The organism is Maribacter halichondriae (assembly GCF_027474825.1).
Taxonomy (GTDB): Bacteria; Bacteroidota; Bacteroidia; order Flavobacteriales; family Flavobacteriaceae; genus Meishania; species Meishania halichondriae.
In genome coordinates this window covers 2,485,868-2,500,980 of record NZ_CP107030.1, presented here as the reverse complement: position 1 = coordinate 2,500,980, position 15,113 = coordinate 2,485,868, and the positions used below count along the sequence as shown (strand labels likewise).

Sequence of the window (15,113 nt, the reverse complement as noted above, 5' to 3'; positions counted from 1 at the left end):
AACTATGACAATAAAAAAACCGAACATGAATAATAGCGTGACATTAGCGTTATTTATTTTATTCGGAATCGTTTCTGGATGTAAGGATTCGAGAAATACCGAATATGTAACTCCTAAACTAGATTTCGAGACGACGGTAGAAAATGATTTCAGCATCCCCGAAGGATGGGAAGTTTCTTTATGGGCAGAATCTCCTTCACTCTACAACCCCACGAATATGGATGTGGATGCCAAAGGAAGAATTTGGGTAACTGAGGCCGTGAATTATCGCGATTTCAACAATGACCCTGAAAAACGGTTGAATTTCGAAGATGGCGATCGCGTCATGATTTTGGAGGATACTGATGGTGATGGCATTAGCGATTCGTCCAAAGTGTTCGTGCAAGATAAAGATCTAGTCGCCCCAATGGGTATTGCGGTGGTCGGCAATAAAATATTCGTTTCCTGTGCACCCAATTTGATTGTGTACACTGATGAAGATGGGGATGACACTCCCGATAAAAAGGAAGTGTTCCTTACTGGTTTCGGGGGTTTTGACCATGACCATAGTTTACATTCACTTATTGTTGGACCCGATGGCAGATATTACTTCAATACAGGAAATGCAGGCCCTCACCAAGTGACTGACAAGGCAGGCTGGAATTTACGCTCCGGCAGTGTCTACACAGGTGGAACCCCATACAACGACAAAAACGAACCGGCACAGGTCAGCGATGACGGCCGTATTTGGGTGGGCGGACTAGCCTTACGCATGAAAAAAGATGGTACCGGTCTCGAAGTGTTGGGCCATAATTTTAGAAATTCCTATGAAGTGGCTTTGGACTCGTACGGCAATATGTGGCAAAATGACAATGACGATCAGGTCGTTACCTGCCGTGTAACATGGATTATGGAAGGCGGCAACGCGGGTTATTTCAGCGCCAATGGCAAACGCACTTGGCAAGCAGATAAAAAACCTGATCAAGAAATTTTTTCGGCCCATTGGCATCAAGACGAACCCGGAGTTATGCCCGCAGGGGATAATACCGGCGCAGGTTCTCCCACAGGCGTGGTAGTGTATGAAGGCGATGCCTTTGGCCCAGAATATCAGGGAATGCTGCTCAGTGCCGACGCGGGACGAAACGTAATTTTTGCCTATCAACCTGCCAAAAAAGGGGCCGGTTTTGACCTAAAAAGAAGGGACTTGGTCACTTCAATGCAGGAATCGACCGAAGGTTATATCTGGCATGAAATCGATGGCGATACACGCAAATGGTTCCGCCCCAGTGACGTAGCCGTAGGTACCGATGGGGCCATATATATTTCTGACTGGTACGATCCAGTGGTCGGGGGCCACCAAATGATGGATAGCATCGGGTATGGGCGGATCTATCGGCTTACCCCAAAAGGAAAAGAACTAAAAAGTCCTGAAATTGATTTGACTTCCACCGATGGTCAAATTGCAGCATTGCTGAATCCAGCCATCAACGTGCGGAGCATTGGTTTTAATAAATTGGAGAAACAAGGCGAAGCGGCGGTCAATGAAGTGCAAAAAATCCTGGAATCGGATAACCCATATCACAAGGCCAGAGCCGTTTGGCTATTATCAAAATTAGGCAACAAGGGAATCGCCGCTGTAGAAAATATCCTCAAAAAAGAACCGGACCCTAGATTAAGGGTAGTCGCTTATCGGGCATTGAAAAACGATGAAAAATCCGTATTGAAGTATGCAGCTATTGCAGCTAATGACCCTGCCGAAGAGGTACGACGCGAAGTGGCCATCTCGTTGAGAGATGTTCCATGGGAGAAAAGTAACTCCGTAATCAAAACGTTGTATAAAGGTTATGACGGAAACGATCCTTGGTACCTTGAAGCTTTGGGCATGGCAATAGACGGAAAGGAAGAAATGGCCTATCAAGAACTCCTTGCCAACGAATCGGAAAATCCCGTAGAATGGTCTGAAAAATTTGCAAGCTTGGTTTGGCGCTTGCATCCAAAATCGGCGGTAACTGCTTTAAAGGAAAGAGCCATGGCCAAAAGTACAGACGATGACTCAAAAAGACGAGCTGTCGATGCCCTTGCGTTTGTCAATGACAAGGAGGCCGTCGCGGCCATGATGGAACTCAAGAAGGAGAAGGAAACCCAATAGTTCAAGAATTGGCGAACTGGTGGGTAGGATTTAGAAAGACAAATGATTGGTATACGCTGAGAGATTGGCACTCCGAGGCAGGGATAACTTTTGAAATTCCCGGAGAAATAACCGCTCAACAAGAAACGCTTCTTGATGCTTCCAAATCAATGAAAGATAGAATTGAAGCCGGAAAAAAAATGGCAGGTACTCTAATCGGAGGAAGATTGCTGATTGCCCTGGCTGTAAATGACCATCTTTCCAAAGAGATAATTCAAAATGTTTCAGGGGCACTTTTCGAAAATCCATTTCAAGAAGTGCGGACCCTCGCTTCGGGATATTTTTCAAAATCCAATAAAAGAGCACTTTCACAAAGTAAAATTTTGACCTTGACAGGAGACCTAACCAAAGGCGAAAGTTTGTTCACTGCTAAATGTGCTTCATGTCATAAAAATGATAAGGGAGGTAACGATATCGGTCCAAATTTATCCAATATAGGGGGTAAATTTGATACATCCGCCATGGTGGATGCAATCGTCAACCCCAATACCTCCATTGTATTCGGATACCAACCCGTAATGATAAAGACCAAAGCGGGACAAGCGTTTTATGGTTTTCTCTTATCGGAAGGCGAGACCACGGTCTTAAAAGATGTAACCGGAAATCGAATTGTAATCGCCCCTGATGAAATCGAGAGCAAGGCAAAATTGAAAACAGGTGTTATGCCCGATGCAAAAGCTCTAGACTTGACCGAAAAAGATTTATCCGACCTAACAACTTACCTTTTGACTTTGAAAAAGACCGATGTCTAATACGTTCCGATCATAAAAAACATAGTATGGATCATAACAACATAACAAGAAGAGATGTGCTAAAATCGTCTATTGGACTTCTGGGCCTGAGTTGTCTGAGTGCCTATGACGTATTTGCATCCGAAACATCGAAACTTTTTAAAATCGGGGCCTGCGATTGGTCAATCAATCAATTGGCGAACGTCGAGGCAATGGAAGTAGGTCACAAAATCGGACTTGATGGCATACAGATCAGTTTGGGCACTTTGGACAACGATATGCATCTGAGGGAAGAAAAAATACAGCAGACTTATAAAGCTGCCTGCGAAAAATATGATATATCGATCGGCGGAATGGCTATTGGAGAGATGAACAATATTCCCTATAAATCAGACCCAAGGGCCGAACAATGGGTTTCCGATAGTATCGACGTAGCAGTCGCCATGGGGGTCAAAGTGGTTTTACTGGCCTTCTTTTATAATGGGGATTTAAAGAACGACCCCGAAGGCACCAAAGAGACCATTCGCAGGCTCAAAAAAGTAGCTTCGAAAGCAGAAGATAATGGAATCGTACTGGGTATCGAATCGTGGCTCGATGCCGAGGAACATATGCATATTATCGATTCGGTCAATTCGTCCAATGTCAAAGTATATTACGATGTGGCCAATTCGAACAAAATGGGTTATAATATTTATGAGGAAATAAGACAATTGGGCGGCGATAATATCTGTGAATTCCACGCCAAGGAAAATGGTTTTTTATTGGGAAAAGGACGCATCGATTTTGAGGAAGTGCGAAAGGCCATGGATGACATAGGCTACGAAGGTTGGGTACAAATAGAAAGTGCCGTACCTGAAAACGCAGATATGTTCGAAAGCTATTTGCACAATAATAAATACATCCGATCGGTGCTGGAAGTCTGAACGAATTCTTTTGAAACTTCCGCCAAAACACCATATTACTTCATACTCAAAATTCGATTGCCCATTAAAATCAATGGTCAAAAATCAACGGAAAAAATTTACCCTCCATTTTTTGCCCTTTTGGGATACTAGGCACACCCGCCAAAAGTTCGTCATCGGTATTGCTAATGGTGCCATCCGCAAAGACATTTAAAACAAAGGCCCTTCGGCTCATCTCCGATTTATTCTCGTATGATCCGTGTACCATTAACGGATGGTGAAATGTTGCATATCCTTTTTTAAGTTCAATGGCGACCGGATTTTTAAATTGTTCTTTCTGTTCGTCGTTCAGGTAATCCATCAGGCCGTTCATATCGCCGGCCAAAGAAGGGGCATCCAACAAACCCCACTTATGGCTTTTGGGAATATAGTGTAAGCAGCCGTTTTTGACGGAAGCATCATCAAGACCGGTCCAACAGGTCAAATGCTGCATGGCGATGGTGCGGGTCCAGTACGAATAGTCTTGATGCCATGCGACGACTCCTCCATGTTTTGCAGGTTTGCAGAATAGTTGATCATGCCAAAAACGCACCGGTTTATTCTCCAACAATTGATGCGCCGCCATCACAAAAGCTGGATTGTATATCACATCATGAAAGCCGGGCGTAATTCGCCAATGCCCCAAAGAATGGAACAAAACCGAGTTCGGATCTTCTGATTCGTTACTATGGAATTCGTAGAACAAATGATGCCCCGGATGGTCGGAGTCAACAATTTCCGCCAATTCGTTTCGCAATGTTTCTACTTGGCCTTCATCCAACATTTTAATCCCCGATACATATCCGAATTCGTGGAAGTGCGCAACTTGTTCGTCGCTTAAACGATACTGTTGCCACTCCTCGGTAGTCTTCGGAAGTCGAAAGAGATCCGACACCAATTCATGGTAGTCAGCCAAATCTTTTACTGTTGACATACTTGTTCAGTTTTGAATAAAAATACTATTTTGAATGTTATGTTATTCCTTTTCACCAAAGAACAACAGTGTTTTTTTAATGTGTTCTTGCCAATAGGGCCATTCGTGGCCTCCTGCAAATTCTTCGTACCGATGAACTACGCCCGCATCTTCAAATTGCCGGTGCAGTTTTCGATTGGCTTCGATAAGTTCGTCGTCTTTACCACAATCGAATCGAATTCTTGGCAGCTTCCCCGAATGATTCCCTAGAAGCCCAAAAACCGAGTTTTCGCTTTCGTCCCCTTGAAAATAGTGTTCCAAATGTTCTTCGACGAAAAGTTCCATCTGCTGCACCTCGGTAATGGACGAATGTGCCGAAACGGCCTTGAATCGATTCGAATATTTTATGCCCAACCGCAAGGCTCCAAAACCGCCCATGGAAAGTCCTGATATAAATACATCGCTTTTTTCACTTGTCTGGGGAATATTTTCGAAAATGGCTTTGGGCACATCCTCAACAATCCATTTTTCAAAATCCTTTTCATCATGCCGAAGGTATCCCGAGCCATCGCCCCACAGTCCGTCAGAAGGCATTGCGATGACCATAGGCGGAATGCTTCCATCTTGAATCATATTCAAAGCGGTACGATGTACCCCGCCCTTTTGCGACCAAACCCAAGCACTGCCATAAACACCATGCAAAAGAACCACTAGTGGAATATCCTTTAAATCCTCAATAGGAGGCACAAATACACAAATGTCACCTCGCCCATTTAAATTAGGCGTCTTTACCGTAATACAGCGGAGATTATCGCTTTCGAATTCCGGATCTGATATTTCGGTAGTTCTAAACATAGTTTGCATTAATCGTAAACGATAACCCCTTTGGCATTTTTCCCAGATACCATATCATCGAAAGCTTCTTGTAAGTTTTCCAAGGAATAGGTTCTAGTTACCATCTCATCCAGTTTCAGGGCTCCCGATTCATAATGGCCCACAATTTTAGGAAAATCCCTTTCTGGATTGCAACCACCGTACAGGGGATTGATATATATTTTATCCCATTCGAAAAGATTCATGTCAACCACAATTTCCTGTTCAATCCCACTTACTTGAACGGCAGTTCCGGCATTTCGAACCATGGCCAAAGGGGCCGCTCCAAGTTCAGGAACCGCAGTACATTCAAAGGCATAATCGGCTCCCCTATTTTCGGTCAATTTTTTTACCTGTTGTGCGGCATTCAATAATCCCCTATCCGCTTTATCGGCATGGATCAAATGGGTCGCCCCAAATTTATTTGCCAACTGCAATCGGTCTTTATTAATGTCGACGGCAATAATTTTAGAGGCACCTGAAATCTTGGCACCTTGAATAACGCTCAGGCCAACGCCCCCTGTTCCTAAAACGACCACCGAACTATCCGGAATTACTATTGCCGAATTTACAACGGAACCGTACCCAGTCATCACACCACAACTAATGATACTTGCAGATGCAAATGGCATTTGTTCAGCCGGATTTTTAACCACCGCTGAAGCCTTGACCAAGGCATATTCCGATAATGTGCCGATATTAAAAGATCGTTCTATCGGATTGCCGTTCCAAAGCGTGCCATCCAAATGGGCATGGCCTTCGGTATACCCGTTCGCACCAGCAACCACCGGGGAATTTTTCTCGCAGATATGTTCATTGCCCAAACTACATTGAAAACAATTTCTACAGGGAGTGGCCCAGTTCAAAATTACTGAATCGCCCACCTCAACGTTATGAACCGACGTTCCTACCGCTTCGACAACCCCGGCACCTTCATGGCCCATGACGATGGGTTTGCCCCACCACAGGGAATCGTAATCGGTATGGCAAAGTCCGGCCGCTTTTATTTTCACAAGGACTTCATCAGACCTTGGTTCGGATACCTTTATAACATCGATTATAAAATCGCCTTTCCCATTAGCTATAGCAGCATGACACGTTCTCAAAACTTCAGCATTTTATTTTAAACTATAAATTTACCATTTTGATTTGAAGTTAATGCTAAAGGTATACGGTTAACTAATTTCAATGTTTCTTATTTTCACCTTAACCTTTGGGCATAAAAATCCAATAAATATGTTGATTTGGGCTAGTTTGCCTTACTTTGAAAAATGTAAAGCAACGGCGCGCAATTATCAAAACACACTTATAATGAAATATATCGTTTGTGAAAAACCGGGAGAATTCGTGCTCAAGGATAAAGAAGAACCTAAAAGAAAGTCCGGAGAAGTTTTATTAAGGGTCAAAAAAGTCGGCATCTGTGGCACCGACCTTCATGCCTATGCTGGCAATCAGGCCTTTTTTACCTATCCGAGAATTTTGGGACACGAACTTGCGACCCAAATTGTCGAAATCGATAAAAATGACAAAGGGATAAAGGCCGGCGATAACGTTGTCATCATGCCCTATTTAAACTGTAACGAATGTATCGCCTGTAGAAACGGCAAAACCAATTGTTGCATGAGTATGCGTGTCTTGGGCATTCATATCGATGGTGGCATGCAAGAAAAGATCATCGTTCCAATCGATCTGTTGATTCCCGCACAAAATCTGAACGACAATGAAATGGCCGTCGTGGAACCTTTGGCCATCGGTGCCCATGCCATAAGACGGGCACAACTTCAGGCTGGCGAAACCATTGTCGTTATCGGCTGTGGCCCAATTGGTATAGGTATCATGAAATTGGCTCAATTGATAGAGGTAAAGGTAATAGCCATTGACATGAACCAACAACGCTTGGATTATGCCAAAAATGATATTGGGGTCGATTATGTTATCAAAGGAGGACCTGACGCCGTAGAAAAAATCAAGGAAATTACCCAAGGTGATATGTGTACGGCGGTTTTCGATGCGACCGGACATAAGGATGCCCTTGAATCAGGCCCAGAGTATATGTCCCACGGTGGCCGATATATTTTAGTCGGACTATCAAAAGGAGAATTGACGTTTACCCATCCCGCGATACATGCCAAGGAAACTTCGATTCTTTGTAGCAGAAATGCTACATTAGAAGATTTTGAACATGTTATTTCGGTGTTGTCAAATGGAGATTTTCCCATTGATTCCTTTGTTACACATAATGTGGATTGCACCGAGATGATCGAGCATTTTGATAGCTGGCTCGACCCTGCAAATGGAGTTATAAAAGCAACGGTCAATTTTTAATTAGCTTATTTTATGTCTCAATTAAACAGAGAACTTTCCAATAGACCCAAAAAGTTGCCCCTAAAAATAATGCAATTCGGGGGAGGCAATTTTCTACGCGCCTTTGTCGATTGGATGGTTCAGGTACTTAATGAAGAAGCTGATTTCAATGCGGGTGTAGTTATTATCAAACCGACCGAACGTGGCGACTACCATGCCTTGAAATCACAAGAAGGACTATTTACCGTGGTCTTGGATGGAATCAAAAATGGCAAATTGATGGCCGAACAAAAATTGGTCGATTGTGTGCAAAAAATTGTCAATCCGTATTCGGAATGGGATGCATATTTAGCCTTGGCTGAGAATCCTGATATGCGATTCATCGTTTCGAATACTACGGAAGCAGGCATTAAATTTAATTCGGAAGATAAGTTCGGGGGTAATCCGCCCAAAGAGTTTCCTGCAAAATTGACGGTTTGGTTGTATCATCGGTTTCGGCATTTCAAAGGCGATATCTTAAAGGGATGCATAGCCTTGCCCTGTGAATTGATAGAGGACAATGGGGCGGCACTTAAAGCATGTATTTTAAAATATGCCAATCATTGGAAGTTGGACGATGCTTTTAAAAATTGGATCAACGCCTCAAACCATTTTAGCAGCACTTTGGTAGATCGTATGGTTTCTGGCTATCCCTATGATCGGGCCGAAGCGATTCATAAAGATTTGGAATATGAAGACGAACTTTTGGTCACCGGTGAATATTATCACAGCTGGGTCATCCAAGGAAATGAAATCGTGCAAAATGAGCTTCCTTTTTCCAAAACAGACTTAAACGTTGAATTTGTCAATGACCTCGTTCCCTACCGTGAAATGAAAGTCCGTATTCTGAACGGAGCGCATACTTCAATGGTTCCTGTAGGGTATTTGGCGGGAATCCGTTTCGTGAAAGAGGCGATGGACGATCCAGAAGTAGGTCATTTTGTGGAATCGCTTTTGCTGGAAGAAGCAGCTAAGACTTTGGATTTTCATGATTCGGTTAAACAAAAATTTGTTGCCGACGTTCTGGACCGTTTCCGAAATCCACTTTTAAAACACCGGCTCATCAGTATTTCGTTGAACGGTACCTCGAAATTCGTTGCGCGACTTTTGCCTACCTTAAAGGATTATTTGGAAAAAGAAGGAAAACTACCCAAACGCATCGTTTTCGGATTATCGGCATTAATCCAGTTTTATAAAGGCGAATTCAATGGCGAAAAAATCGATTTTAAAGATGATAAGAATGTACTTGATTTTTTTCTTCCTCCTATAAAAAATTGGATTCCAACGAATTGACATCCTTTGAATTTGTTGAACTTGTTTTGAAAAACAAAATGGTCTGGGGAGAAGATTTGACTCAAATCGAAAGTTTGGCAATGTCGGTTTCAACGCATTTACTGCATATAAAAAAGGAGGGGATTCGAAAAGCGTTAAAATTAGTACTTTAACCCTAGTATAAATTAATTGTAAATTTCAAAACAAGAAGCGGATGGATTTACACTTAAAAGATAAAGTAGTCGTCATCAGCGGTGCCGCTGGTAAGGAAGGCAGTATCGGCGAGACCATACTGAGACGTTTGGCCGAAGAAGGTGCCATACCTGCGGTCATCGACCGAAATGCCAGAGGCTATGGGTATGTTCAAAAAATACAGAAAGAGGGAATCGACGCGATTTTCTGTCAAACGGATGTCACCGATCCAGAACAAATTGAAAAAGCGGTAGATACCATCGCAAAAAAATACGGTCGAATCGATGTTGTGTTAAACAATGTTGGTGTAAACGATGGCGTAGGTCTCGATGCTACCTATGAGGAATTTATGGATTCCCTTAAACTTAATATGGTCAGTTATTTCTTGATCGTAAAACACGCTTTGCCTTTCCTGAAAAAATCCAAAGGAAATATTTTGAACATTGGATCCAAAGTCGCCTTGACCGGACAAGGAAGAACATCAGGCTACGCTGCCTCAAAAGGTGGCGTTCTGGGACTGACCCGCGAATGGGCGGTGGACCTTGTTCCATTCGGAATTCGTTCGAACGCCATCATCATTGCTGAAAGCTGGACGCCATCTTACGATACTTGGATAAAGACATTGCCTGATAGTGAGAAGAAATTGAAATCCATTGTCAAGAAAATTCCACTGGAAAACCGTATGACCACCACCGATGAAATTGCCGATGTTTGTTTATTTACGATTTCTGACAGATCATCGCACACGACCGGCCAGTTTATTTTTGTCGATGGTGGCTATGTGCATTTAGATCGATCTTTGCTCACTGAAGAATAAAACCAACACCAGAACTAACCGACCATGGCCGAAAACAAAAAAATTTCTATAGTATCGAAAGCGGTAATCGTTCCGTTTATTTTGATTACCTCGCTGTTCGCCCTTTGGGGGCTGGCCAACGACATGACCAACCCTATGGTTCGGGGTTTTCAAAAAGTGCTCGAATTGACCAATACGCAAGCGTCTTTGGTACAATTGGCGTTTTATGGTGGTTATTTTACGATGGCGATTCCTGCAGCCTTGTTCGTCAACAAGTACTCCTATAAAAAAGGGGTATTGTTAGGCTTGGCACTATATGCGGCAGGAGCGCTACTTTTTTGGCCGGCGGCGGCAAAGGAAAGTTATGGTTTCTTTTTGACCGCACTATATATTTTGACCTTTGGGTTGGCCTTTTTAGAGACCACTTCAAATCCGTATATTTTATCTATGGGTGCCGAAGAAACCGCAACACAGCGATTGAACTTTGCACAGATGTTCAATCCGATGGGTTCTATTTTGGGGCTGTTGATCGCGCAGAATTTTGTTTTGGGCTCGTTACGATCAGATGATACCACACCAGATGGCACACCCATCTATGACACCCTAGAAGAATCTGCAAAAGCCATGATTCGGACTTCCGATCTGGAGATTATTCGTAATCCCTACGTTATTCTGGGGTTGGTCGTAGCTGTTTTCTTTGTTCTTATCAGTGTGATGAAAATGCCGCAGAACAAACATCAAGAGGCGAAAGTAAATTTTTCCGATTCCGTCAAACGACTTTGGAAACAACCCAAGTTCGTTTACGGAGTGGTAGCTCAGGCATTTTATGTAGGTGCCCAGATTATGTGTTGGACGTATGTGTACCAATATGCAGAAACCTTAGGTATCGACGCAAAATCGGCTGTTTGGTACGGATTGGCGGGTTATATCGTTTTCTTGATAGGAAGAATGATAGGTACGGCCCTTATGAGCAAAATCGATTCTGGCAAATTATTGATGTTCTTCGGTTTTGGAGGAATGCTTACCCTAGTAGGAGCCATTTTTCTCCCGGGAATGTTGGGAATCTATTCCTTGATAGCTACTTCCCTATTTATGTCGATCATGTTCCCGACGATTTACGGTATCGCGTTGGAAGGCCAGGGCGAAGATGCCAAATTCGGGGCGGCATTTCTTGTCATGGCAATCGTTGGTGGTGCCTTGCTCCCCTACCTGCAAGGATATATGCTTGATTTCGGTGGCGTGGGATACGAAGATATTACGTTTCTCGGCGCTTCTGAAATGCGGTTTTCATTCGTGCTTTCCTTTCTGTGCCTGTTTGTGGTCGCCCTCTACGGAAGAACCGTGTACAAGAAATACCATACCCAATAATTGAATGTTATGGGCGCAGACCTCAAAGGTCTTCTTCCTACGGCGGACAGGCTTAGGCCTTTGGGGCCTGAATTCGAATTAATCATCCCAATGTTCATCGATAACTTTTTGAATATGCGGATAGTTCTTATCCGTTTCATTTAATTCTTGCCGCATTTCGACCAACTGCTTTTTCAGATTGGTGATTACCTCTTGATATTCAGGGTCTTGATAAACATTGTTCATTTCTTTGGGGTCTTTTTTCAGGTCGTAAAACTCCCATGCAGGCGGCGTATGATTGGCAAAATCGTTGCCCCAGCTCTCTTTGTTCCATTCAGCGTTCGGGTCGTCGGTGTTGACCCAATATTTTCCATAATAAAAAATCAATTTGTGGTCTTTGGTACGGATGCCGAAATGTGCGGGATTTTGATGTCGGTGTGCCAAGTGCATCCAATAGCGGTGGTAGGTGGCTTTTTGCCAATCGGCAGGTTCTAAACCTGTTTCTAAAATGGTCTTGAAACTTTTGCCCTGCATATAATCGGGGGTGGTTCCTCCCGCCAATTCGATCATCGTGGGAGCAAAATCGGTATTGTTGATGATGGCATCGGTACGGCTTCCTGCTTTTATTTTGGTCGGGTAACGGACAAAAAATGGCATGCGCATCGATTCGTCGTACATCCAACGTTTATCGATATAATCGTGCTCACCGAGCATAAAACCTTGATCACCGGTATAAACGATGATGGTATTTTCCAGAAGTCCCTCCTCGTCTAAATAATCGATCAAGCGCTTGATATTGTCATCGACCCCTTTGACACATCGTAGGTATTTTTTTAAATAATCTTGATAGACCTTGCTTGTATATTTTCGCTCGGTTTCATCCATTTTCCATTTTTCGTATTCTTCAGGTTTTATATCCCTCGCATTTCGATATTGTTTGTAAATAGTGCTATCGTTCCAATAAATATTCATCGCCTGATTGCGAATCAAATTACGATGTGAAACGGAGGAACCCATAATTCGTGTCAGAGAATCATTTTTGCCGCGCACCGCCTCGGAGCCATGGTTGCCCATTTTATAAAGACTTTCAGGTTCGGGAATGAAAGTGTCGGCCAGATAATCTTCATAGCGCGTGGCGTATTCAAAATCGTCATGGGGAGCCTTGTAGTGGTGCATTAAAAAAAATGGCTTGTTCGGGTCTCGCTTATTTTTCAAATATTCTAAAGTGGCATCGGTGATAATGTCTGAGGAATGGCCTTTTGTTTGTATCATGTTTTCAGGCCACGGTTTTTCGCCCTGGACCCGAAATTCAGGGTCGAAATACTTTCCTTGAGAGGGCAAGACCTGATAGTAGTCGAATGCGGCCGGTTCTTTTTCCAAATGCCACTTGCCCACAATGGCCGTTTGATAGCCCAATTTCTTCATTTCCTTGGGAAGGTATTGTTTCTCGGGAGGAATATTCCCTTCCAGATCTAACACGCCGTTAGTCTGTGCACGTTGCCCGGTTATAATAGCAGCACGACTGGGCACACAAATGGAATTGTTGACAAACGCATTATCGAATATCATGCCTTCATTGGCCAATTTATCCAAATTGGGTGTCGGGTTTAGTCCAGCGAGACGGCTTCCATAGATTCCAAAACCTTGCGTGGTATGGTCATCCGTCATGATGTAAATGATGTTGGGTTTCTGAACAACAATTTCCTTTTCTTTTTTACAGGAAAACAAAAGCGCCACAACAACTAAAATAGGAAGTGATTTATGGATTGGGAATGACATACTACAATGTTTTATATCTCCTAAAAATAGGAAAAGCAAACAATTTAACGGAGTAGCGATGTATTTAAGGTCATCACAGGTGATTCGAATACCCAAACCCGTTCCACATCTTAAGTGTGGCGTACCTTTAGCCGTTCATTGAAGACATATCCGTTCAAAGGTGGATTTGTTCGGTTTATATCAATAAATCCCTGACCACATGCCCATGTACGTCGGTCAATCGATAGCGTCGGCCTTGATGTTTGAAAGTAAGTCGTTCGTGGTCGATACCGAAAAGATGTAACAGGGTGGCATGAAAATCATGGACATGCACTGGATCCTTTACGACATTATAACTAAAGTCATCGGTTTCGCCATAGGTAAATCCGGATTTGACACCCGCACCGGTCATCCACATTGTGAATGCTTTTGGATGGTGGTCACGCCCATAATTATCAGCGGTCAATTGCCCTTGGGAATAGACCGTGCGGCCGAATTCGCCACCCCAGATGACAAGTGTATCCTCTAACATGCCCCGTTGCTTTAAATCTTTTATTAGAGCTGCATTGGCCTGATCGGTCAACCTATTTTGGTTGCGTACGCCACCGGGACACCCGATATGTTGGTCCCATCCTTGATGATACAACTGAACGAACTTGACGTCTTTTTCCAATAATTTTCTGGCCATCAAACAATTCGCCGCATAGGTTCCAGGATCCCTGCTATCTTCCCCGTACATCTCGAAAATATAGTCCGGTTCGTCGGACATATCGGTCACTTCGGGTACCGAGGTCTGCATGCGAAAGGCCATTTCATATTGTGCCATCCGCGCATTGATCTCTGGGTCGCCGTAGGCATCGTACTGTACCTCATTCAACTTTCCTAAATAATCCAGCATTTTTCGACGGTCGGTACCATCATAATTCTCAGGGTCGGACAGATACAAAACTGGATCTTTTCCGGAACGGAACTGAACGCCCTGATGCTCCGTAGGCAAAAATCCGTTGCCCCATAATCGGGAATACAATGGCTGCCCGCCCATATTTTTGGAAATCAAAGTGATGAACGTGGGCAGGTTATCATTGTCGGAGCCCAGACCATAACTTAACCAAGAACCAATCGAAGGCCGGCCCGGCAACTGGTTTCCTGTCTGTAAAAAGGTAATAGCGGGATCATGGTTAATAGCATCGGTCTGCATCGATTTGATGATACAGAGATCATCGACCACTTTTGAGGTATGGGGCAACAGTTCGCTGGCCCAAGTACCCGTTTCACCATGTTGTTTAAAATCCATTATGGAAGGAGCTATGGGAAAAACCGTTTGTTCGGCACTCATGCCGGTCAAGCGCTGCCCTTGTCGAACGGAGGGCGGTAGGTCTTTTCCGAACATTTCCTTTAACTTGGGCTTATAGTCCCACATGTCCAACTGCGATGGCCCACCACTTTGAAATAAATAAACAATCCGTTTTGACTTGGGCAAATGATGTGGCAGCCCCAGTCGGTTTTTGTTGTATGATTGTAGCAAAGCGTCGGCATTGGAAGCATCCAACTTACTGCCTTTTACGGAACCCCAAGCATCATCGGCCTTTAGGAGCGAACTTAAGGCGAGCGCCCCGATACCCAAAGAGGATTTGGTCAAGAAATTCCGACGGTCCATCTGTCTTTCGACTTCCTGAAGATCTTTGTTCGTAGATCTTAGTATTTTATGATTGTGGCACATGGTTTTATCAATTAAATATCTTTTCGCAGGGACCCCTCCCTAACCCTCCCTCAAGGGGAG

The 15,113-nt window shown here is 43.7% G+C and carries 12 protein-coding genes; 7 read left to right on the top strand and 5 right to left on the bottom strand.

What is annotated here, in order from left to right; translation table 11 throughout:
* Window positions 1-4: 4 nt before the first annotated feature.
* Genes N8A86_RS11375 through N8A86_RS11365 form a run of 3 tightly spaced genes read left to right on the top strand, consistent with a single transcriptional unit; the run spans window position 5 to window position 3,821 of the window.
* Window positions 5-2,128: a PVC-type heme-binding CxxCH protein gene (locus tag N8A86_RS11375; RefSeq protein ID WP_273565492.1), complete on the top strand. Its 2,124-nt coding sequence runs from the start codon at window positions 5-7 to the stop codon at window positions 2,126-2,128.
* An 8-nt stretch (window positions 2,129-2,136) separates the two neighbouring features.
* A complete protein-coding gene (locus N8A86_RS11370) occupies window positions 2,137-2,919 on the top strand; it encodes a c-type cytochrome (protein ID WP_273565491.1) in 783 nt (260 codons plus the stop codon).
* Window positions 2,920-2,945: 26 nt separating this feature from the next.
* Window positions 2,946-3,821: a sugar phosphate isomerase/epimerase family protein gene (locus N8A86_RS11365; RefSeq protein ID WP_273565490.1), complete on the top strand. Its 876-nt coding sequence runs from the start codon at window positions 2,946-2,948 to the stop codon at window positions 3,819-3,821.
* Between the two features lie 70 nt (window positions 3,822-3,891).
* Here the strand turns inward: N8A86_RS11365 and N8A86_RS11360 are convergent, their stop codons facing one another.
* From N8A86_RS11360 to N8A86_RS11350, 3 genes are read right to left on the bottom strand one after another with little or no spacing between them, the layout of a single operon-like run.
* Window positions 3,892-4,773: a phytanoyl-CoA dioxygenase family protein gene (locus tag N8A86_RS11360; RefSeq protein WP_273565489.1), complete on the bottom strand. Its 882-nt coding sequence runs from the start codon at window positions 4,771-4,773 to the stop codon at window positions 3,892-3,894.
* 42 nt (window positions 4,774-4,815) lie between these two features.
* The gene (locus tag N8A86_RS11355; protein WP_273565488.1) at window positions 4,816-5,607 is read right to left on the bottom strand and encodes an alpha/beta hydrolase; all 792 of its coding nucleotides are present in this window, start codon (window positions 5,605-5,607) and stop codon (window positions 4,816-4,818) included.
* Between the two features lie 8 nt (window positions 5,608-5,615).
* On the bottom strand, window positions 5,616-6,731 hold the full coding sequence (locus N8A86_RS11350) for an alcohol dehydrogenase catalytic domain-containing protein (protein ID WP_273565487.1): 1,116 nt from the start codon (window positions 6,729-6,731) through the stop codon (window positions 5,616-5,618).
* 205 nt (window positions 6,732-6,936) lie between these two features.
* Here N8A86_RS11350 and N8A86_RS11345 point away from each other — a divergent pair, with 205 nt between their 5' ends.
* The 4 genes from N8A86_RS11345 (at window position 6,937) to fucP (ending at window position 11,596) form a co-directional block, all read left to right on the top strand.
* Window positions 6,937-7,950: a zinc-binding alcohol dehydrogenase family protein gene (locus N8A86_RS11345; RefSeq protein ID WP_273565486.1), complete on the top strand. Its 1,014-nt coding sequence runs from the start codon at window positions 6,937-6,939 to the stop codon at window positions 7,948-7,950.
* A 12-nt stretch (window positions 7,951-7,962) separates the two neighbouring features.
* Window positions 7,963-9,261 (top strand): tagaturonate reductase, encoded by a 1,299-nt coding sequence (locus tag N8A86_RS11340; protein ID WP_273565485.1) that lies wholly within the window; start codon window positions 7,963-7,965, stop codon window positions 9,259-9,261.
* A 193-nt stretch (window positions 9,262-9,454) separates the two neighbouring features.
* The gene (locus N8A86_RS11335) at window positions 9,455-10,249 is read left to right on the top strand and encodes an SDR family oxidoreductase (RefSeq protein ID WP_273565484.1); all 795 of its coding nucleotides are present in this window, start codon (window positions 9,455-9,457) and stop codon (window positions 10,247-10,249) included.
* A gap of 24 nt (window positions 10,250-10,273) precedes the next feature.
* Window positions 10,274-11,596, top strand: a complete 1,323-nt coding sequence (gene fucP / locus N8A86_RS11330) for an L-fucose:H+ symporter permease (protein ID WP_273565483.1) — start codon at window positions 10,274-10,276, stop codon at window positions 11,594-11,596.
* A 78-nt stretch (window positions 11,597-11,674) separates the two neighbouring features.
* Here fucP and N8A86_RS11325 read toward each other — a convergent pair whose 3' ends face one another.
* Window positions 11,675-13,354, bottom strand: coding sequence for a sulfatase family protein (locus N8A86_RS11325; RefSeq protein WP_273565482.1), 1,680 nt, complete (start codon window positions 13,352-13,354; stop codon window positions 11,675-11,677).
* Between the two features lie 175 nt (window positions 13,355-13,529).
* Entirely contained in the window at window positions 13,530-15,053 is a 1,524-nt protein-coding gene (locus tag N8A86_RS11320) for a DUF1501 domain-containing protein (RefSeq protein ID WP_273565481.1), read from the bottom strand.
* Window positions 15,054-15,113: the final 60 nt, after the last annotated feature.

Coding starts and splice junctions, on each gene's coding strand:
- N8A86_RS11375 (WP_273565492.1), top strand. CDS start 5: ATGACAATAAAAAAACCGAACATGAATAATAGCGTGACATTAGCGTTA.
- N8A86_RS11365 (WP_273565490.1), top strand. CDS start 2,946: ATGGATCATAACAACATAACAAGAAGAGATGTGCTAAAATCGTCTATT.
- N8A86_RS11360 (WP_273565489.1), bottom strand. CDS start 4,773: ATGTCAACAGTAAAAGATTTGGCTGACTACCATGAATTGGTGTCGGAT.
- N8A86_RS11355 (WP_273565488.1), bottom strand. CDS start 5,607: ATGTTTAGAACTACCGAAATATCAGATCCGGAATTCGAAAGCGATAAT.
- N8A86_RS11345 (WP_273565486.1), top strand. CDS start 6,937: ATGAAATATATCGTTTGTGAAAAACCGGGAGAATTCGTGCTCAAGGAT.
- N8A86_RS11340 (WP_273565485.1), top strand. CDS start 7,963: ATGTCTCAATTAAACAGAGAACTTTCCAATAGACCCAAAAAGTTGCCC.
- N8A86_RS11335 (WP_273565484.1), top strand. CDS start 9,455: ATGGATTTACACTTAAAAGATAAAGTAGTCGTCATCAGCGGTGCCGCT.
- fucP (WP_273565483.1), top strand. CDS start 10,274: ATGGCCGAAAACAAAAAAATTTCTATAGTATCGAAAGCGGTAATCGTT.
- N8A86_RS11325 (WP_273565482.1), bottom strand. CDS start 13,354: ATGTCATTCCCAATCCATAAATCACTTCCTATTTTAGTTGTTGTGGCG.
- N8A86_RS11320 (WP_273565481.1), bottom strand. CDS start 15,053: ATGTGCCACAATCATAAAATACTAAGATCTACGAACAAAGATCTTCAG.